Source organism: Patulibacter sp. SYSU D01012, from assembly GCF_017916475.1.
In the GTDB taxonomy this organism is placed as follows: domain Bacteria; phylum Actinomycetota; class Thermoleophilia; order Solirubrobacterales; family Solirubrobacteraceae; genus Patulibacter.
Genome location: NZ_JAFMTB010000004.1, coordinates 119,554 through 137,744 on the forward strand (window position 1 = coordinate 119,554; position 18,191 = coordinate 137,744).

At 73.8% G+C, this 18,191-nt stretch carries 15 protein-coding genes; 6 read left to right on the forward strand and 9 right to left on the reverse strand.

Going from position 1 to position 18,191, the window contains the following annotated elements:
- The first annotated feature begins 110 nt into the window (after positions 1-110).
- The 3 genes from J3P29_RS19125 (at position 111) to J3P29_RS19135 (ending at position 5,878) form a co-directional block, all read left to right on the forward strand.
- The gene (locus tag J3P29_RS19125; protein WP_210495973.1) at positions 111-4,430 is read left to right on the forward strand and encodes a multifunctional oxoglutarate decarboxylase/oxoglutarate dehydrogenase thiamine pyrophosphate-binding subunit/dihydrolipoyllysine-residue succinyltransferase subunit; all 4,320 of its coding nucleotides are present in this window, start codon (positions 111-113) and stop codon (positions 4,428-4,430) included.
- 185 nt (positions 4,431-4,615) lie between these two features.
- The gene (locus J3P29_RS19130) at positions 4,616-5,038 is read left to right on the forward strand and encodes a secondary thiamine-phosphate synthase enzyme YjbQ (protein WP_210495974.1); all 423 of its coding nucleotides are present in this window, start codon (positions 4,616-4,618) and stop codon (positions 5,036-5,038) included.
- A gap of 150 nt (positions 5,039-5,188) precedes the next feature.
- Positions 5,189-5,878: a hypothetical protein gene (locus J3P29_RS19135; protein WP_210495976.1), complete on the forward strand. Its 690-nt coding sequence runs from the start codon at positions 5,189-5,191 to the stop codon at positions 5,876-5,878.
- A gap of 27 nt (positions 5,879-5,905) precedes the next feature.
- Here J3P29_RS19135 and J3P29_RS19140 read toward each other — a convergent pair whose 3' ends face one another.
- The 3 genes from J3P29_RS19140 to J3P29_RS19150 all read right to left on the reverse strand — a co-directional run bounded on the left by J3P29_RS19140 (position 5,906) and on the right by J3P29_RS19150 (position 8,325).
- Positions 5,906-6,757, reverse strand: a complete 852-nt coding sequence (locus tag J3P29_RS19140) for a Type 1 glutamine amidotransferase-like domain-containing protein (RefSeq protein WP_210495977.1) — start codon at positions 6,755-6,757, stop codon at positions 5,906-5,908.
- Positions 6,754-7,650 (reverse strand): peptidase E, encoded by an 897-nt coding sequence (locus tag J3P29_RS19145; protein WP_210495979.1) that lies wholly within the window; start codon positions 7,648-7,650, stop codon positions 6,754-6,756. The genes J3P29_RS19140 and J3P29_RS19145 overlap by 4 nt, the downstream gene beginning before the upstream one ends.
- A 177-nt stretch (positions 7,651-7,827) precedes the next feature.
- Positions 7,828-8,325, reverse strand: a complete 498-nt coding sequence (locus J3P29_RS19150; RefSeq protein WP_210495981.1) for a MarR family transcriptional regulator — start codon at positions 8,323-8,325, stop codon at positions 7,828-7,830.
- A 121-nt stretch (positions 8,326-8,446) separates the two neighbouring features.
- On the opposite strand from J3P29_RS19150, the gene J3P29_RS19155 reads away from it, so the two are divergent.
- Complete coding sequence (locus J3P29_RS19155; protein WP_210495982.1) at positions 8,447-9,385, forward strand: NADP-dependent oxidoreductase; 939 nt, start codon at positions 8,447-8,449, stop codon at positions 9,383-9,385.
- A gap of 65 nt (positions 9,386-9,450) precedes the next feature.
- Here the strand turns inward: J3P29_RS19155 and J3P29_RS19160 are convergent, their stop codons facing one another.
- The 6 genes from J3P29_RS19160 to J3P29_RS19185 form a co-directional block, all read right to left on the reverse strand.
- On the reverse strand, positions 9,451-10,353 hold the full coding sequence (locus J3P29_RS19160) for an ABC transporter permease (protein ID WP_210495984.1): 903 nt from the start codon (positions 10,351-10,353) through the stop codon (positions 9,451-9,453).
- Between the two features lie 83 nt (positions 10,354-10,436).
- Positions 10,437-11,300, reverse strand: a complete 864-nt coding sequence (locus J3P29_RS19165) for an ABC transporter permease (protein WP_210495985.1) — start codon at positions 11,298-11,300, stop codon at positions 10,437-10,439.
- Between the two features lie 4 nt (positions 11,301-11,304).
- Entirely contained in the window at positions 11,305-12,531 is a 1,227-nt protein-coding gene (locus tag J3P29_RS19170; RefSeq protein ID WP_349239896.1) for a spermidine/putrescine ABC transporter substrate-binding protein, read from the reverse strand.
- A complete protein-coding gene (locus J3P29_RS19175) occupies positions 12,524-13,696 on the reverse strand; it encodes an ABC transporter ATP-binding protein (RefSeq protein ID WP_210495987.1) in 1,173 nt (390 codons plus the stop codon). Before J3P29_RS19175 ends, J3P29_RS19170 begins: the two co-directional genes overlap by 8 nt.
- A 420-nt stretch (positions 13,697-14,116) precedes the next feature.
- Positions 14,117-14,485, reverse strand: coding sequence for a cupin domain-containing protein (locus J3P29_RS19180; RefSeq protein WP_349239897.1), 369 nt, complete (start codon positions 14,483-14,485; stop codon positions 14,117-14,119).
- An 85-nt stretch (positions 14,486-14,570) separates the two neighbouring features.
- Positions 14,571-16,004 carry an FAD-dependent oxidoreductase gene (locus J3P29_RS19185; protein WP_210495988.1) on the reverse strand — a complete coding sequence of 478 codons (1,434 nt, stop codon included), beginning with the start codon at positions 16,002-16,004 and terminating at the stop codon, positions 14,571-14,573.
- A gap of 134 nt (positions 16,005-16,138) precedes the next feature.
- Here J3P29_RS19185 and J3P29_RS19190 point away from each other — a divergent pair, with 134 nt between their 5' ends.
- Both J3P29_RS19190 and J3P29_RS19195 read left to right on the forward strand, forming a co-directional pair.
- Positions 16,139-17,140, forward strand: a complete 1,002-nt coding sequence (locus J3P29_RS19190) for a nitrilase-related carbon-nitrogen hydrolase (RefSeq protein WP_210495990.1) — start codon at positions 16,139-16,141, stop codon at positions 17,138-17,140.
- A 32-nt stretch (positions 17,141-17,172) separates the two neighbouring features.
- Positions 17,173-18,183 (forward strand): agmatine deiminase family protein, encoded by a 1,011-nt coding sequence (locus tag J3P29_RS19195; protein ID WP_282600279.1) that lies wholly within the window; start codon positions 17,173-17,175, stop codon positions 18,181-18,183.
- Positions 18,184-18,191 lie beyond the last annotated feature (8 nt).

The following is an 18,191-nucleotide window of genomic DNA, read 5'->3' on the forward strand; positions in this document are numbered from 1 at the left end:
GGCTCCGTGCGCCCCGTCACGGACGCCCGGACGACCCGTGCGGAAGGGCCGCGGACGCCCGCCTGCAGGCGGAGTGCCGGCACCCGAGGGGATGCTAGGTTCGTAGTCTCATGGCAACAGGCACCACGGTCCAGGTCCTCCTCCCGCAGATGGGCGAATCGGTCGCGGAGGGGACGGTGCTCGAATGGCTGAAGCAGCCCGGTGACGCGGTCACCGAGGGCGAGGACCTCGTCGTCATCTCGACGGACAAGGTCGACGCGGAGATCCCCGCGCCGGCGTCCGGCGTGCTCGTCGCCGTGCACGCCCAGGAGGGCGAGACGGTGCAGTCCGGCTCGCTCGTCGGCGAGATCGACCCGAACGGCGGCGGCGACGCCGCGTCGGCCCCCGCCCCGTCGGACGCCGGGACCGCGGCGCCCGCGGAGGCCCCGGCCGGCGGCGGCGAGCTCGTCGACGTGATCACCCCGTCCGCCGGCGACTCCGTCACCGAGGCGACGCTGCTCGAGTGGCTCGTCGAGGAGGGCGCGCAGGTCAGCGAGGGCGAGGACCTGCTCGTCGTGTCGACCGACAAGGTCGACATGGAGCTGCCCTCCCCCGTCTCGGGCGTGCTCGAGAAGAAGCTCTTCGGCGACGGCGACACGATCCACCCGCAGGAGGTCATCGGCCACGTGCGCGCCGGCGCCGCCGCGGGGGCCGCCGCCCCGGCGCCCGCCGCCGACGCCCCGGCCGCCGCCAGCAACGGCGCCGCGCCGTCGGGCGGCGCGGCCGTCCCCGCCGACGTGCACGCCACCCCCGTGGCCGCCCGCGCGGCCGGGGTCGAGGGCGTCGACCTGTCCGGCGTCCGCGGCACGGGCCCGAACGGCCGCATCACGAAGGACGACGTCCTGACCGCCAAGGCGAACGGCGGCCGCTCGGCCGCCGCGGTCACGCGCACCCCGCTGCGCGGCGGCGCCGCCGCCCTCGCGCGCGGGATGGAGGAGTCGCTGACGACCCCGACGGCGACGTCCTTCCGCACGATCACGATCACGACGCTCGACGGCCGCCGCAAGCAGCTGAAGGCCGCCGGGGAGAAGGTCTCCTTCACCCACCTGATCGGCTACGCCATCGCCCGCGCCGCGACGGAGCAGATGCCCGTCATGGCGTACACGTACGAGGTCGACGGCGACCAGCCGACCCTCGTCGACCACGGCCAGGTCAACCTGGGCATCGCCGTCGACGTCGAGCGGCGCGGCAAGCGCACCCTGATGGTCCCGGTGATCAAGGACGCGGGCCGCCTGAGCTTCCGCGGCTTCCTCGACGCCTTCAACGACCTGATCGCCCGCGCGCGCGACAACAAGCTCACCCCCGAGGACCTGCAGGGCGCCAACGTCCAGCTGACGAACCCGGGCGGCATCGGCACGATCTCGTCCGTCCCGCGCCTGATGAGCGGCAACGGCACGATCGTCGCCACCGGCTCGATCGCCTACCCCGTCGGCCTCGGCGAGGTCGGCGAGCTCATCGGCGCCGAGAAGGTCATGACGATGACCTCCACCTACGACCACCGCATCATCCAGGGCGCCCAGTCCGGGCAGTTCCTGAAGGTCGTCGAGGAGTACCTGCAGGGCGAGCACGAGTTCTACGAGCAGGCCTTCGCCGACCTCGGCGCCGCCCTCGGCCCGGCGATCCAGAAGCCGCAGCCGAAGCTGGAGGGCCTGGTCCCGGCCGGGGCGGGCACCGGCGCCACGCAGGCGGCCCAGGGCGGCGCGCCGTCGCTCGAGCTGCTGCAGGGCGTGCAGGCCGCGACGTCGGTCATCCGCGCCGTCCGCGCCCACGGCCACCTGCTCGCGCACCTCGACCCGCTCGAGGCGCCGCGCCGCCAGAGTCCCGAGGAGATCGCCCGCCAGGCCGGCATCGACCCGAGCGGCCTCGGGCTGAACGAGGACCTCCTCCACCAGATCCCCGCGTCGATCCTGCGCACGCACGTCGAGGGCGAGACGCTCGCCGACGTGCTCCCGAAGCTCCGCGACACGTACTGCGGCACGGTCGCGTACGAGGTCGAGCACATCTCCGACACGCAGCAGCGCGTCTGGCTGCGCGAGAAGATCGAGTCCGGCGAGTACCGCCAGCCGCTCTCGCCCGAGAGCAAGAAGAGCCTGCTGTCGCGCCTGATCCAGGTCGACACCTTCGAGCGCTTCATGCAGAAGGCGTACCTGGGCCAGAAGCGCTTCTCGATCGAGGGCCTGGACATCACGGTCCCCGTCATCGACGAGCTGATCCAGCTCGCGGGCGCCCGCGCCGGCGCGCAGGAGGTCATCATCGGCATGGCCCACCGCGGCCGGCTGAACGTCCTGGCGCACAACCTGGGCCGCCCGTACGACGCGCTCTTCACCGAGTTCGAGGGCTCGTCCGCGATCGCCGCCGCCAAGACGGTGACGCAGGACCTGCAGGGCGGCACCGGCGACGTGAAGTACCACCACGGCGCCTCCGGCCGCTACGAGCTGCCGGACGGCCGGTCGATCGGCGTCGTCCTCGAGAGCAACCCCTCGCACCTGGAGTTCGTCAACCCGGTCGTCCTCGGCGCCGCCCGCGCCGTGCAGACCGACCGCGGCCAGGCGCACGGCCCGCGCGACGAGGACATCGCGCTGCCGATCATCGTCCACGGCGACGCGGCCTTCCCGGGCCAGGGCGTCGTCGCGGAGTCGCTGAACCTGCAGGCGCTCGACGGCTACCGCGTCGGCGGGTCGGTGCACCTGATCTGCAACAACCAGGTCGGCTTCACCACGGATCCGACGGACTCGCGCTCGACGCGCTGGTCCTCGGACCTGGCGAAGGGCTTCGACGTGCCGATCATCCACGTCAACGCCGACGACGTGGAGGCCTGCATCGGCGCGACGCGCCTGGCGTTCGCCTTCCGCCAGGAGTTCGGCCACGACGTCCTCATCGACCTGATCGGCTACCGCCGCTACGGCCACAACGAGTCCGACGAGCCGGCCTACACGCAGCCGCTCATGGCGGAGACGATCAAGCAGCACCCGCGCGTCTCCGAGCTGTACGCGGAGCGCCTCGTCGCCGAGGGCATCCTCACGAAGGAGGAGGCCGACGCCGAGCGCCACCGCCTGAACGACCACCTGACGCAGCTGCACCAGGGCGTGAAGCAGAAGGTCAAGGAGTGGCAGGAGGCCGGCGGGTCCATCGACACGTCCGCCACGGGCACGTACCTGATGGACCGCTCGCGGTCCGAGGAGCCGGTGACGAAGGTCGACAAGGACACCCTCGTCGAGCTGAACGAGGCGCTGCTGACGACGCCCGAGGGCTTCACCTGGAACGCGAAGCTGAAGCGGCAGCTCGACAAGCGCCGCGACGCGCTCGGCCCCGAGGGCGGCATCGAGTGGGCGCACGCCGAGGCCCTGGCGTACGCGTCGCTCGTCCGCGAGGGCGTCCCGGTCCGCCTGACGGGCCAGGACTCCGAGCGCGGCACCTTCTCGCAGCGCCACCTGGTCCTGCACGACGCGAAGACGGGCGAGGGCTACGGCCCGATCCGCCACATCCCGGGCGCGCAGGCTCCGATGGAGCTCTACAACTCGCCGCTGTCCGAGGTGGCGTGCCTGGGCTACGAGTACGGGTACTCGCAGGAGGCGCCCGAGGCGCTCGTCCTGTGGGAGGCGCAGTTCGGCGACTTCGTCAACGGCGCGCAGGTCATCATCGACCAGTTCATCGTCTCCGGCCTGGCGAAGTGGGGCCAGACGTCGCGCCTGACGATGCTGCTGCCGCACGGCTACGAGGGCGCCGGCCCGGAGCACTCCTCCGGCCGCGTCGAGCGCTTCCTGCAGCTCGCGGCCGAGGGCAACATCCGCGTGGCGAACGTCACGACGCCGGCCCAGTACTTCCACCTGCTGCGGCGCCAGGCGCTGATCGAGAAGCCGCGGCCGCTCGTCGTCATGACGCCGAAGTCGCTCCTGCGCCTGCCGCAGGCCCGCAACCGCATCGAGCACCTGTCCGAGACCCGGTTCTTCCCGGTCCTCGGCGAGCCGGGCGTCGACGCGAACGCCGTCACGCGCCTGATCCTGTGCACCGGCAAGGTCTTCTACGACCTGCGCCAGCACGAGATGCGGCAGGACAACCCGCAGGTGGCGATCGGCCGCGTCGAGCTGCTGTACCCCTTCCCCGAGGACAGCCTGCGCGACCTGATCGGCGCGTACCCGAACCTGCGCGAGGTCGTGTGGGTCCAGGAGGAGCCGCGCAACATGGGCGCCCGCGCGTACATGTCCCCGCGCCTGCAGCAGATCCTGCCCGACCACCTGGCGATCGGCTACGTCGGCCGCCCGGAGCGCGCCAGCCCGTCCGAGGGCTACCCGGCCGCCCACACGATCGAGCAGAACCGGATCGTCAAGACGGCGCTCGACGTGTCCTCGCCCGTGTCGCAGTTCCCGAAGCGCTCGCCCGGCAACCGCTAGGCCGCAGCCGCACCGCAGGACCCGAACGCCCGGCCGCCGCGCCGGGCGTTCGCCGTTCCGGGGCCGCACCGCGCGGGCGCGGCCGGTCGGGCCGGGCGGGCGCGCCGGGTCGGGTCGGCCGGTCGGGGCCGGGCCGAACGCGGCGGACCCGGAGCCGCGGCGCGGACGGCTGCGACGATGGGGTCATGTGGCTGCAGCGCGACGTCGAGCTCCGTCCCCGCCCGCGCGGGTTCCACCTCGTGACCGACGAGGTGCTGGACGCCGTGCCCGAGATCGCCGACGTGCGCGCCGGGCTGCTGCACGTCTTCTGCCGGCACACCTCCGCCGGCCTGACCCTGAACGAGAACGCCTCGCCGGACGTGCGCCACGACCTGCGGACGTGGTTCGACGCGTCCGTCCCCGAGCAGTTCGCGTGGACGCACACGCTCGAGGGCGACGACGACATGCCCGCGCACGTGAAGACGTCGCTCGTCGGCCCCGACCTGACGATCCCGGTCGGCGACGGCCGCGTGCGCCTGGGCACCTGGCAGGGCATCACGCTGTGCGAGTTCCGCGACCGCGGCGGCCCGCGGCGCCTGGTGCTGACGCTCTCGGGCGCCGAGGGCTGAGCCGCCCCGCCGGCGCGGCGCGCCGCGCCGGTGGCGCCGGCCGCGGCCGCGGCCGGCCGTGCCGGCACGCGCGGGCCACCCGCAGCGGGGCGGCGCCGGCGCCCGAGGTGGGGACGCCCGGGCCGCCCGCCGCGTAGCATGGGACGGCCCATGGCTGCCGACGCTACGCCCGAGACCACCACCGCCACGGTCCTCCGCGCCACGGAGCGTCAGGTGCGGCTGCAGCTCGACGGCGGCCGCGAGGTCACGAAGCGCGTGACCGTGCCCGCCGACGTGCGCGAGACGATCGAGGGCGCGAAGGTGCCCGTCACCGTCTCCGGCACCGGCGACCGCGCCAAGGTCGAGCTCGGCGACGACTGGCTCGACGTCGCCACCGGCAAGAAGAAGCCGGCCCGCCGGCGCCGCAGCGGCGCCAAGGCCGACGCCTCGGCGACGGCGAAGACCGACGCGCCCGCCGCGAAGACGGACGACGCGAAGGCCGCCGAGGCCCCGAAGCGCAAGCGCACGCGGGGCGGCGCGAAGCCGGCCGACGACGCGCCGGCCGAGGCCGCGAAGACCGACGAGGCGGCGGTCGCCGAGTCCACCGCCGAGGTGGCCGAGGTCGCCGAGACGACCGAGGCCCCGAAGCGCTCCCGCAGCCGCTCCCGCGGCGGCAAGGGCCGCGGCAAGGCGAAGGCGACCGAGACGGCGGACGCGCCCGCCGAGCAGGCCGCCGAGGCGCCCGCCGCCGAGGCGACCCCGGCCGCGCCGGCCGCGCCCGAGGTCGTCGCGCTCGACCCGAAGGTCGTGCTCGAGCGCATCGACGCCGCGGTGCAGCTCGTCCGCGGCGCCCGCCGCTAGCCGCCGCCGCGGCGGCCCGGCCCGGCGTCAGCGCCGGGTCCGCGGCCGTCCCGCCTGCGCCCGGCCACGCATCCGGCGGACCAGGCGCAGCTCGTCGCGCACGTCCATCGGCGCGGCGTGCTCCCCCGTGTGGCGGGCCAGCGCGTCCTCGACGTGCTCGTCCGTCACCGGCTCCAGCCGGCGCACCGGCACCGGCGTCTCCACCAGCCGGCCGTCGCGCCGGCGCTGCACGCGCGTGACGCCCGCGCCGTCGCGACTGGCGACGGCCTCCTCCAGCCGCCCGTCCACGAACAGCAGGCCCGCGTAGTCGTCGGCGGTCCAGCCGTCGGGGAGCCGGCCCGCGCGCACCGCCTCGCGGTAGACGTCGCCGCGGTCGGGGTGCTGGCGCGCGTGCACGCTGAGCGAGCCCGCGATCAGGCCCAGCCCGTCGATCGGCTCGGGCCGGCCGGTCGACTTCGACACCCCGCCCTGCATCCAGCACATCGCGCCGGCGCTCAGCCCGGCCAGGACGGTGCCGCGCCGGTTGGCCTCGAGCAGCAGGTCCGCGACCCCGTGCGCCCGCCAGAGCGCGAGCAGGTTGCGCATCGACCCGCCGCCCGCGTAGACGATGTCCTGCCCCAGGATCAGGCGGTCGAGCGGCTCGCCGAGCTCCTCCAGGTGGAAGAGCGACAGGATCCGCGGGCGGCACGGCCACGCGCCGAAGACGCGACCGAACCGCACGATCTGATCCTGCGGGTCGCCGCTGGCCGTCGGCAGGAAGAGGATCCGCGGGCGGGCGACCGGCGCGAGCGACAGGATGTACGCGTCCAGCTCCGGACGCCCCGGCTCCATCGTGAAGCCGCCGCCGCCCATGCAGAAGACGGGGCCGCCGGCGCTCACGCCGCCACGGCCCGGTCGGCGCCGTGCCGCGGGGGCAGCCGGGCGCCGGTCGCCGGCCGTCGGCCGTCGTCGTCCGCGAACGGCACCACGTCGCCGCCGTCGCCGTCCTCGGCCGACGGCACGGCCGCCGCCTCGGCGGGCAGGGGCGGCGCCGCGCGGCCGGCGTCCGGCGCCCCCAGGTATCGCGCGTCCATCCGGCGCTCGTGGACCTGGCCGTGGGCCCCCAGCCGCACCTCGTACGCGGTGGCGCGCGGCTTCGAGGTCACGACCTCGTCCAGGCGGTCGCCGACGAAGCTCAGGGCCGCCCCGTCGTCGACCCCGAAGCCGGCGCGCAGGCCCGTGGCGACCATCCCGCGGTACGCGCCGCGGCGCTCCGGCTCGCCGTCGTAGTGCACGCAGTTGGAGTAGGGCAGCAGGCCCAGCCCCTTGACCCGCTCGCTGGGGCCGTGGAAGGCGGTGACGGCGTCGGCGAACCAGCAGAGCGACCCGGCGGACAGCCCGCAGAGCACGACGCCCCGCTGCCACGCCCGGCGCAGCGTGCGGTCCAGGCCGTGGGCGCGCCACGCCCCCAGCAGGCTCTTGAGCGAGCCGCCGCCGACGTAGATGACGTCCTGGCTGAGCAGGTGGGCCTCCAGGTCGCCCTCCACCGAGCCGGCGCTCGTGTCGCGCCGGAAGAGCGAGACGTGCGAGGGTTCCGCGCGCCCCGAGCCGAACCGCCGGTAGAAGCGGACGACGTAGTGGTCGGCGTCGCCCGAGGCGGTCGGCAGGAAGCAGATCCGCGGACGGTCCGCGCCGGAGAGCTCCAGCACGTAGTCGTCCATCAACGGGTTCTTGGGCTCCATGGAGAACCCGCCTCCACCGAGGGCGACGATGCGCGAGGGTCGATCGGTCACAGGCGGAGCATCGCCCCCCGCGGCGCCCGTCGGGGACTCCGGTTGTACGAGGTCCACGCCGGGGCGTTCGCCCGCGTGGACACCACCGTCCACGCGGGCGAACGCGCGGGCCGCGGGTCTGTCCGCCGGGCGACGCGCGGCCGCACGCGGCGGCCGAAGGGCGCCGCGCGGACGGCCCTAGCGCCGGCGGCGCCGCGTCGCCGCCGAGCGGGGCGGCGTGGCGCGCATGTGGGCGCGCACGGGCTCGAGCAGCCCGGCCAGCGTCTCGGCGTCGGTCGGCGAGAGCGGCTCGAACAGCATCCGCAGGATGACCTCGGCGTGGCCGGGCAGCACCGCCCCCACCCGCTCGCGGCCGGCGTCCGTGATGGTCACCGTCACCCCGCGCTCGTCGTCGGGCGACGGCGCGCGCGTCACCAGGCCGGCCTTCTCGAGCAGGCCGGCCTGGTACGTCAGGCCGCTGCGGCTGTAGACGACGCCGTCGGCCAGGTCTGTCATCCGGGCGCTGCCCCCGGGCGACGCGTTCAGCCGCGCGAGCAGCTGGAACTGGACGTAGCTCAGGTCGCCGGCCTCGCGCAGCTGCTGGTCGACGGCGTGGCGGAGCAGGTCGACGACCTCGACCAGGGCGAGGTAGACGCCGAGCTGGGTCGCGTCGAGCCGCGGGGTCGAGTCGTCCATGCGGGGAAGTCTACGTGCTTCGAATTCGATCTACTTGCTTCGAATTCGAATCGCTGCTACGGTTGCCGCAGGCGCTTCGAACTCGAAGCAGTCTCCACCTCCACCGCAAGGCAGGCACCCCATGAAGGCCCTCCGCTTCCACCAGTTCGGCGACGCCGACGTCCTCCGCCTCGACGACGTCGCGCTGCCCGTCCCCGGCCCCGGCCAGGTGCGCGTCCGCGTGGCCGGCGCCGCGTTCAACCCCGTCGACGACGGCATCCGCGGCGGCTGGCTGCGCGAGGTGTTCCCCGTCGCGCTCCCGCACACGCCGGGCATCGACGTGTCCGGCACCGTCGACGCGGTCGGCGCCGACGTGACGGGCCTCGCCGTCGGCGACGCCGTCGTCGGGTTCCTGCCGATGACCGCCGAGGGCGCGGCGGCCGAGCACGTCCTCGCGCCCGCCGAGGTCCTGGTCCCGGCGCCCACGAGCATCCCGCTGGCGGACGCCGCGGCGCTGCCGATGGTCGGCCTGACCGCCTGGCAGGCGCTGTTCGACGACGCCGGGCTGCGGGCCGGGCAGCGCGTCCTGGTCAACGGTGCCGGCGGGGCCGTCGGCGGCTACGCGGTGCAGCTGGCCAAGGACGCGGGCGCGCACGTCGTCGCGACCGCCAGCCCGCGCAGCGCCGAGCGCGTCCGGGCGGCCGGGGCCGACGAGATCGTCGACCACACGGCGGGCGCCGTGACGACGGCCGAGCCGGTCGACGTGCTGCTCAACCTGGCGCGGATCGCCCCCGAGGAGCTGGCGGCGCTCGCCGACCTGGTCCGCGACGGCGGCGTCGTCGTCAACACCGTCCCGACGGTCCCCACCCCGGCCGACGAGGCGCGCGGGGTGCGCGCGGTCGGCGTCTTCGTGCGCAGCGACGCCGCGCAGCTCTCCCGTCTGGTCGCCATGGTCGACCGCGGCGCGCTGCGGGTCGAGGTCGCCGAGCGCGTGCCGCTGGCCGAGCTGCCGGCGGTCCACGCCCGGGCGGCCGCCGGGACCCTGTCCGGCAAGGTCGTCGCGGTCCCCGCGGGCGCCTGACGGGCCCGGACGACGACGGGCGGCCCCAGGGCCGCCCGTCGGTGCGTCGTCGGTGCCGCGCGGACCTAGCCCTCGTCGCCGCGGTCCCGCAGCGACAGGCGCTTCTGCACGATGACGTTGACCACCATGAGCGCCAGGACGAGCAGCAGCAGCATCGTCGAGAGCACGTTCACCTGCGGCGGGACGCCCTGGCGGGTGGCGCCGAAGATGAACAGCGGGAACGTCTGCGTCTGACCGGCGTTGAAGCTCGTGATGACGTAGTCGTCGATCGAGAGCGCGAACGCCAAGACCGCCGCCGCCGCGACGCCCGGGGCGATCATCGGCAGGGTGACGCGGAAGAACGTCGTCATCTCGTTGGCCCCCAGGTCGCGGGCGGCCTCCTCCACGTGCGGGTCCATGCCCTCCAGCCGCGCCTTCACGGTCACGACCACGTACGAGATCGAGAACATGATGTGCGCCAGCAGGATCGTGACGAACCCGGTGCCGATGCCGAGCACGAGGAACATCGCCAGGAGCGAGGCGCCCATGACGACCTCGGGCGAGGCCATCGGCAGGAACACGAAGAAGTCCGCCGGGCCGCGGCCGCGGAACTTGTAGCGGACGAGCGCGACGGCCAGGAGCGTGCCGAGCAGCGTCGCGAAGATCGTCGTCAGGACGGCGATCTCGAGGGAGTTCTGGAGCGCCTTCGCCAGGTCCGGGTTCTGGAACGGGTGGGCCCAGTGCTTCAGCGTGAAGCCCTGCCACTCGAAGTTGAACCGTCCCTTGTTGTCGTTGAACGAGAAGACGATCATGAACGCGATCGGCAGCAGCAGGAACAGCAGCGCGAGCGCGGACCAGATGCCGAGCAGCGTGGTGCGGCCGCGGCCGGTGTCCCCGCGCGGCGAGCGCGGGGTGGCGGAGGGCTCGACGCCCGGGACGTGCGGCGTCACCGGGTCGGTCGGCTTGGTGGGGAGCGCTTCGGTGGACATGCCCTACCCCGCCAGCTCCGTCAGGGTCTTGGGGTGGGTGGGCACGATGTCCTCCAGTGCTCGGTACGAAGACGGCACGCGCATCACCCCGCCAGCTCCGTCAGGGTCTTCGTGCCGAGCACGCGACCGTAGAGGGCGATGCCCAGCAGGATCACGCCCATGAGGATGAAGCTCAGCGCCGCCGCGGACGGGTAGTCCAGGACGTTGAGGAACTTCGACTGGATGACGTTGCCGATCATCGTCGTGTTCGACGACCCCAGGATCGACGAGTTGATGTAGTCGCCGCACGCCGGGATGAAGACGAGCAGCGAGCCCGCGAAGATCCCCGGCACCGCGAGCGGCAGCGTCACCTTGCGGAACGCCGTCGCGCGGCTGCAGTACAGGTCGCTCGCGGCCTCGATCAGGCGGCGGTCGATGCGGTCCAGCGTCGCGTAGAGCGGCAGGACCATGAACGGCAGGAAGTTGTAGGCGATGCCGAAGACGACGGCCTTGCCGGTGGCGAGGAAGTGCCCGTCGCTGCCGACGATCCCGACGTCCTGCATGCGGGCGACCGCCCAGCCCTCGTCGTTGAGGATGAGCTGCCACGACGCGGTGCGCATGACCTGCGAGACGAAGAACGGCAGGATCACCAGCAGGAGCAGCAGCGACTTGAAGCGGCCCGCCTTGTAGGCGATGAAGTACGCGAGCGGGAAGGCGATGACCAGGTCGATGATCGTCGCCACGCCGGCGTAGCCGATCGAGCGCAGGAACTGCGTGTGGTAGTCGCGGATCGCGTCCCAGTACGTGTGGAACGACCACGTCAGGTCGAAGCCGACCTCGGGGTCGCCCGACATGAGCGAGACGCTGATCTGGTTGAAGATCGGGATCGCGAAGAAGACGACGAGCCAGATCAGCCCCGGCAGGGCGAACCACCAGGGGGTGAGCTTGCGGCGCAGTGCGAGGGACATCGGATCAGCCCCCCGTGACCTTGGCCATGGCTTCGTACATCTGCTGTTCCTCGCTGGTCGAGAGGGACGGGTAGAGCTTGAGCCGCTTGCGGACGTCGTCCGGCGGGAAGATCAGCTCGTTCTCGGCGATCTCGGGATCGCTCTTCTCGAGGATCGGCCGGATGCCGTCGACCGGGCTGATGTAGTTGATGTACGCGCAGAGCTTCGCGGCGTTCTCCGGCTCGTACAGGAAGTTGAACATCGTCTCGGCCGCGTACGGGTGCGCGACCTCGGCCGGCAGCATCAGGTTGTCGGTGAACGTGATGCAGCCCTCCTCCGCGTACGCGAAGCGCAGGTTGGGGTTGTCGGCCTGCAGCTGGACCATGTCGCCGGAGTAGGCGAGCACGATCGAGACGTTGCCCTTCGTCAGGTCCGTCGTGAAGTCGTTGCCGGTGAAGCGGCGGAACTGGCCCTTCGCGTTCTGCTCGGCGATGAAGTCGATCGCCCCGAGCATGTCGTCGAGGGTCGCCTTCGCCGGGTCCTTGCCCTGCATGATCAGCACGGTCGACGCACTGTCGTAGGGCTCGGTCAGCATCGTGACGCGGCCCTTGTGCTTCGGGTCGAAGAGCTCCTTGATCGAGCGGATCTCGCCGCCCGTCGCCCGGATGTCGTAGCCCAGGGAGACGGCGCCCGACTGGAAGGGCAGCGTGAACTGGCGCTTGGGGTCGTAGCCGATCGACCGCAGGTTGGGGACGAGGTTCTTCGCGTTGGGGACGTTCTTCTTGTCGTACGGCGAGACGAACCCGGAGCGCACCCACTTGGCCGCCATCGGGTCGGTGAGGACGACGATGTCGCGGCCGATGTCGCGGCCCTGCGTCAGCTGCTGGCGGACCTTGCCGAAGAACTCGTTGTTGTCGTTGATCTCCTCGACGTACTTGACCTTGCCGCCGTACTTCTTGTCGAAGGCCTTCAGGACGCTCTTGTCCATGTAGAGCGGCCAGTTCGAGAACGTCCAGCTGCCGATCGGCACCTTCGGGTGGTGGACCCGGGCGGCCTCGGCCTGCAGGGCCTGGACGTTCTTCGTGGCGGTGCCGGTGATGCCGCAGGCGGAGAGGACCGACCCGAGGCCCCCGGCCATCAGCATGGCGCCGGCGGAGCGGCCGAGGAACGCGCGGCGGGAGCTGCGCGCCGACAGCGCGGCGTCCAGCGTCTCCTCGAGCGCGCGCTCGGCGCGGGCCCGGTCCTCACGCACCTTCGGTCTCCCCCTCGACGACGAACGTCTGGCGCGCGTCCCAGGACACCTGGACGTCGCGGCCCGGGCCGAACGTGCCGGCCGAGTTGCCGACGAGGTTGGGCTCGATGACCGTCAGGTCCTGGCCGCCCGCGGTGCGCAGGTGGTACTGGAGCGAGACGCCGAGGAACGTCGCCTGCAGGACCTTGGCCGGCAGGACGTTGTCCGTCTCGGGCGGCGTCTGGTCGGGGCCCCACAGACGCACCTTCTCGGGGCGCACGCCGACGCTGACCGGCTGACCGCCCTTCAGGTTCCACATGCGGTTGCGCAGCAGGCGCAGCGCGTGGCCGTCGTTCGTGCGGGCCGTGGCCCACTCGCCGTCGCCGGCCGCGTCGACGTCGACGCCGATCAGGTTCGAGGTGCCCAGGAAGTTGGCGACGAACGGCGTCTCGGGCCGCTCGTACAGGTCCTCCGCGGAGCCGGCCTGCTCGATGGCGCCCTTGTTCATCACGGCGATGGTGTCGGCCATGCTCATGGCCTCCTCCTGGTCGTGCGTGACGTGCACGAAGGTGATGCCGATGTCCTGCTGGATGCGCTTGAGCTCGTCCTGGAGCTGGCGGCGCAGGCGCAGGTCGAGGGCGCCGAGCGGCTCGTCGAGGAGCAGGGCGCGGGGGCGGTTGACCAGGGCCCGGGCGAGCGCGACGCGCTGGGCCTGACCGCCGGAGAGCTGGCCGGGCTTGCGCTTGGCCAGGTGGCCGAGCTGCACGAGCTCGAGCATCTCGGCCGCGCGCTTGCGGGTCTCGTGCTTGTCGACGCCGCGGCGCTCCAGGCCGAACGCGACGTTCTTCTCGACCGTCAGGTGCGGGAAGAGCGCGTAGGACTGGAAGACCGTGTTGACCTCGCGCTTGTGCGGCGGCAGCTGCGTGACGTCCTTGCCGGCGAGCAGCACCCGGCCGGTCGTCGGCAGCTCGAAGCCGCCGATCATGCGCAGCGTCGTCGTCTTGCCGCAGCCGGACGGCCCCAGCAGCGCGTAGAACTTGCCCTGCTCGATGACGAGCGAGAGGTCGCCGATCACGACGTGATCGCCGTAGCGCTTGTGGACGCGCTCGAGGCAGATGTCGCGCTCCTCGGGCGTGGCCGTGCCGGTGACGTTGCTCGCTTCGCTGGTCTCGGGGACCGTCGTCATGTGACCTCCTCGGCGGGTGGGGCCGGTCGCTTGTGCGGACACCGGGAGCATGAAGCGCCCCGCGGCGGCCGCGACCGGCCATGCGGATAAACCGACGGCGGCCCGACTGGACGCCGCCGGCGCCCGAGCCGGGCGGTTCGCGGTCGCGGGCCGGACAGGGCGTCCCAGGCTGCGCGGCGCGGGGCGACGCTCCGTCGCGCGGCCGGGTCGGCGCGCCGGCGCGGGCCGACGACGGGCGGCCGCGCAGCGGTGCGGTCGCGCGCCGCGGAGCCGCGGCGGCGCTTGGGTGACGACGATCACGGAGGCACCGTACTCCGGTCCCGACGGCGCGGGTGGCAAGGTGCGACACACCGTCGTCCCTGATGGCGCCATCATCGACGCCCTGCCCGCGCGGGCGAGGCGTTCGCGCCGACTCGTCGGCTAGGCGGGCACGGTCGCCTGGTACACCTTGCGCAGCGTCTCGTGGACGCGCCAGACGGTGCGGTCGCCGGCCCGGAGCAGGCCGAGCGTCCCGGGCACCAGCTCGAACGTGGGGCCGCCCTCGACCTCGACCGTGGCGCGGCCGGAGAGGACGACGAAGAGCTCGTCCGCCTCGACGTCGGTCGAGACGCCGGGCGTGTGCTGCCACACGCCGCGCTCGACGACCACCCCGCCGACCTCGGCGCGGTCCAGCTCGGCGTAGGCGACCTGCGGGTCGCCGGCGAGCACCTGCGCCGGGTCGAGCGGCGCGGCCTCGAGGGGCACCGCGGCGGGGTCGAGGGCCAGCGCGGTCAGGCGGTCGGGGGTCACGGGGTCTCCGGAAGGGGTCGTGGGCGTGCGGGTCGTCCGCGCGGCGGCAGGGGGGCGCGCGGGCGGGCGCCGCGCGGCGCGTCGGTCAGGAGTCGAAGCCCAGGCCGAGCCGGTCGAGCGTGCGCAGCCACAGGCCGCGGCGGCCACCGTTGCGGTCGGCGGCGGCCAGCCGGTTGCGCGTCAGCCCGATGCCGACGGAGCGCAGCGGCTCGGGCGGGAACGGCAGCGGCTTCGTCCGCACGTACCGCAGCCGGGTGGCCTCGGTGTCGCGCCCGTCCGCCAGGTCGAGCGCCACGCGGGCGCCGAAGCGGGTGGCCCCCACGCCCAGGCCCGTGTAGCCCGCGGCGTACGCCACGCGTCCGGAGCAGGCGGTGCCGAAGAAGACGGAGAAGCGGCTGCAGGTGTCGATGGCGCCGCCCCAGCGGTGGCTGAAGCGCACGCCCTCGAGCTGCGGGAACTGGGTGAAGAAGTGCTGCGAGAGGCGGCCGAAGGTCTCGTCGTGGTCGTCGTGCTGCGGGCCGACGGGGCCGTTCCAGCGGTAGACGGCGTCGTAGCCGCCCCACAGGATGCGGTCGTCCGCGGTCAGGCGGTAGTAGTGGAACTGGTTGGCCCAGTCGCCGATCCCCTGCCGCGCCTCCCAGCCGATGCTCGCGCGCTGCTCGGGGGTGAGCGGCTCCGTCATCAGCACGTAGTCGTAGACGGGCACGACGTAGCGGCGGATCTCGCGCAGCAGCGGCGGGAACGCGTTCGTCCCCAGGACGGCGCGGCGCGCGCGGACGCGGCCCTGCGCGCAGAGGATCTCGACGCCGTCGGCGGTCTCGCGCAGGTCGTGCGCGGCGGTGTGCTCGTGGATGCGGACGCCCGCGTCGAGCGCAGCGCGGCGCAGGCCGAGCGCGAGCTTGCCGGGGTGGACGAGCGACGCGCCGGTGCGGTCCCAGACGCCGCCGTGGAAGATCTCGGAGCGGACCTGCGCGCGCATGGCGTCGCGGTCCAGGACGACGGCCTCGTGGCCGAAGCGCCGCAGGAGCGCGGCCTCCTCCTCCAGCTCGTCGTCGTGCCCCGGCTCGATCGCGGCGGTCAGCTCGCCGGTGTGCTCGAGCTCGCAGTCGATGCCCAGCCGCTCGACGTCGGCGCACAGGCCGGCGTGGTTCTCCAGGCCCAGCCGCTCGAGGGCGGCGAGCTCGTCGGCGAAGCGCGCCTCGCCGTTGCCCAGGCCGTGGGTGAGCGAGGCGACGCAGAACCCGCCGTTGCGGCCCGATCCGCCGAAGCCGCAGGTCTCGCCCTCGAGCAGCACGACGTCGCGGTCGGGGTCGTCGCGCTTGGCGTGCAGCGCCGCCCACAGGCCGGTGAAGCCGCCGCCGACGACGCACAGGTCGGCCGTCGTCTCGCCGCGGAGCGCCGGCTGCGGGTCCGGCAGCTCGACGCCGGACGCCGGGTCGAGCCAGAACGACCCGCGGACCGCGTCGGCGTAGGCCGCCCGGTGGGCGGCGGTCGGCGGGGTGCGCGGCCAGGGGCTCATCGCGGCCGAACGGTATCCGGCGCGACAGCCCGTCTGTCCAACCTGCGACACCGCGTCGCCGCGGGGCCGGGCGGACGGACGTCCTGTCGCAGGTTCTGGACGTGGCGCACACGTGGCCTTACGCTTTTTCAACCATGCGCGTCATCACCGCTCCCGCCCTGCCGCCGTCCCTGGCCCGCGTCCACGAGCCCCAGCGCCCCCCGCTGCGGGTCGGCGCGGTGCAGGTGGCCTGGCACGAGGACGCCGCCGAGCACCGCGCCGCGCTCGACGAGGGCATCCGCCTGGCCGCCGAGGCCGGCGCCAAGGTCGTCTTCCTGCAGGAGCTGACGATGACGCGCTACTTCGCCGACGTCCGGCCCGAGGGCGCGCCGGACGCCACGGCCGAGGACCTGCCCGGCGGCCCGACGCACCGGTTCGCCGTCGAGGCGGCGCAGAAGCACGGCGTGCACGTGCACGCCTCCGTCTTCGAGAAGGCGCCGGGCGAGGACAGCCGCGGCTTCAACACCGCGTTCCTCGTCTCGCCCGCCGGCGAGCTGCTCGCCCGCACGCGCAAGCTGCACATCCCCGTCACGGCCGGCTACTACGAGGACGAGTACTTCCGCCCGGGGACCGCCGACGACGGCAACCCGTACCCGGTCGTCGAGCTCGGGCAGGAGCTCTCGGACGCCCACGTCGGGCTGCCGACCTGCTGGGACCAGTGGTTCCCCGAGGTCGCGCGCGCGTATTCGCTGCAGGGCGCCGAGATCGTCGTCTACCCCACGGCCATCGGCTCCGAGCCCGACCATCCCGACTTCGACACGCAGCCGCTGTGGCAGCAGGTCATCGTCGCCAACGGCATCAGCAACGGCACGTTCATGGTCGTCGTCAACCGCATCGGCGACGAGCGCGTCACGCACGCGGACGGCACCGTCACCGGCAACGTCTTCTACGGCTCGTCGTTCGTCTCGGACCCGTACGGCCGCGTGCTCGTGCAGGCGCCGCGCGACGAGGCCGCCGTCCTGGTCGCCGACCTGGACCTGGACCAGCGCCGCGACTGGCTCGACCTGTTCCCGTTCCTCGGGACCCGCCGCCCGGACACGTACGGCCCGCTGACGGCGCCCGTGGCCCAGCCCGCCGGGAAGGCGGCGCAGGGGTGAGCGCCGGGCCGGCGGGCGCGCCCGCCTGGCGGATGCCCGCGGAGTGGGCGCCGCACGAGCGCACCTGGATGGCGTGGCCGTCGTCGGGCTACACGCTCGGCGAGACGGAGGCGGACGCCGAGGAGGCCCGCGACGCCTGGGCGGCGGTCGCCCGCGCCGTCGCGCGCTTCGAGCCGGTGACGATGGTCGTCGACCCCGCCGCGGCCGAGCTGGCGGCGGCGCGGCTGGGCGACGCCGTCGAGCTGGTCGTGCAGCCGCTCGACGACGCGTGGATCCGCGACATGGGCCCGACGTTCGTCCTGGGCGACGGCGGCGAGCTCGGCGCGGTGGACTGGGTGTTCAACGGCTGGGGTGCCCAGGCGTGGGCGTCCTGGGAGCGCGACGCCCGCGTGGCGGCGGCCGTGGCCGAGCGCGCCGGCGCGACCCGGGTGACCACCGAGATGGTCAACGAGGGCGGCGGCATCCACGTCGACGGCGAGGGCACGATCCTCGTCACCCGCACCGTCCAGCTCGACGAGGGCCGCAACCCGGGCTGGGACGCCGCGCGCGTCGAGGACGAGCTGCGCCGCACGCTCGGCGCCCGGAAGGTCGTCTGGGTGCCGCGCGGGCTGACCCGCGACTACGAGGAGTTCGGCACCCGCGGGCACGTCGACATCGTCGCCACGTTCGCGTCGCCCGGCGTCGTCCTCGTCCACGACCAGCAGGACCCCCGCCACCCCGACCACGCGGTCAGCCGCGAGGTCATGGCGCTCCTGGCGGACACGACGGACGCGCGCGGCCGCCGGCTCGAGGTGATCCCCGTTCCCGCCCCCGCGCTGCTCGAGGACGAGGAGGGGCCGGTCGACTACAGCTACATCAACCACCTCGTCGTCAACGGCGGCGTGATCTTGTGCGCCTTCGGCGAGCCCGAGGCCGACGAGCGCGCGAAGGCGATCATGGAGCGCGCCTACCCGGGCCGCGAGGTCGTCCTGGTCGACGCCCGCCCGCTCTTCGCGCGCGGCGGCGGCATCCACTGCATCACCCAGCAGCAGCCGCGGGCCTGAGCGGGGCT

Coding starts and splice junctions, on each gene's coding strand:
- J3P29_RS19125 (WP_210495973.1), top strand. CDS start 111: ATGGCAACAGGCACCACGGTCCAGGTCCTCCTCCCGCAGATGGGCGAA.
- J3P29_RS19130 (WP_210495974.1), top strand. CDS start 4,616: ATGTGGCTGCAGCGCGACGTCGAGCTCCGTCCCCGCCCGCGCGGGTTC.
- J3P29_RS19135 (WP_210495976.1), top strand. CDS start 5,189: ATGGCTGCCGACGCTACGCCCGAGACCACCACCGCCACGGTCCTCCGC.
- J3P29_RS19150 (WP_210495981.1), bottom strand. CDS start 8,325: ATGGACGACTCGACCCCGCGGCTCGACGCGACCCAGCTCGGCGTCTAC.
- J3P29_RS19155 (WP_210495982.1), top strand. CDS start 8,447: ATGAAGGCCCTCCGCTTCCACCAGTTCGGCGACGCCGACGTCCTCCGC.
- J3P29_RS19160 (WP_210495984.1), bottom strand. CDS start 10,353: ATGTCCACCGAAGCGCTCCCCACCAAGCCGACCGACCCGGTGACGCCG.
- J3P29_RS19165 (WP_210495985.1), bottom strand. CDS start 11,300: ATGTCCCTCGCACTGCGCCGCAAGCTCACCCCCTGGTGGTTCGCCCTG.
- J3P29_RS19175 (WP_210495987.1), bottom strand. CDS start 13,696: ATGACGACGGTCCCCGAGACCAGCGAAGCGAGCAACGTCACCGGCACG.
- J3P29_RS19185 (WP_210495988.1), bottom strand. CDS start 16,004: ATGAGCCCCTGGCCGCGCACCCCGCCGACCGCCGCCCACCGGGCGGCC.
- J3P29_RS19190 (WP_210495990.1), top strand. CDS start 16,139: ATGCGCGTCATCACCGCTCCCGCCCTGCCGCCGTCCCTGGCCCGCGTC.
- J3P29_RS19195 (WP_282600279.1), top strand. CDS start 17,173: ATGCCCGCGGAGTGGGCGCCGCACGAGCGCACCTGGATGGCGTGGCCG.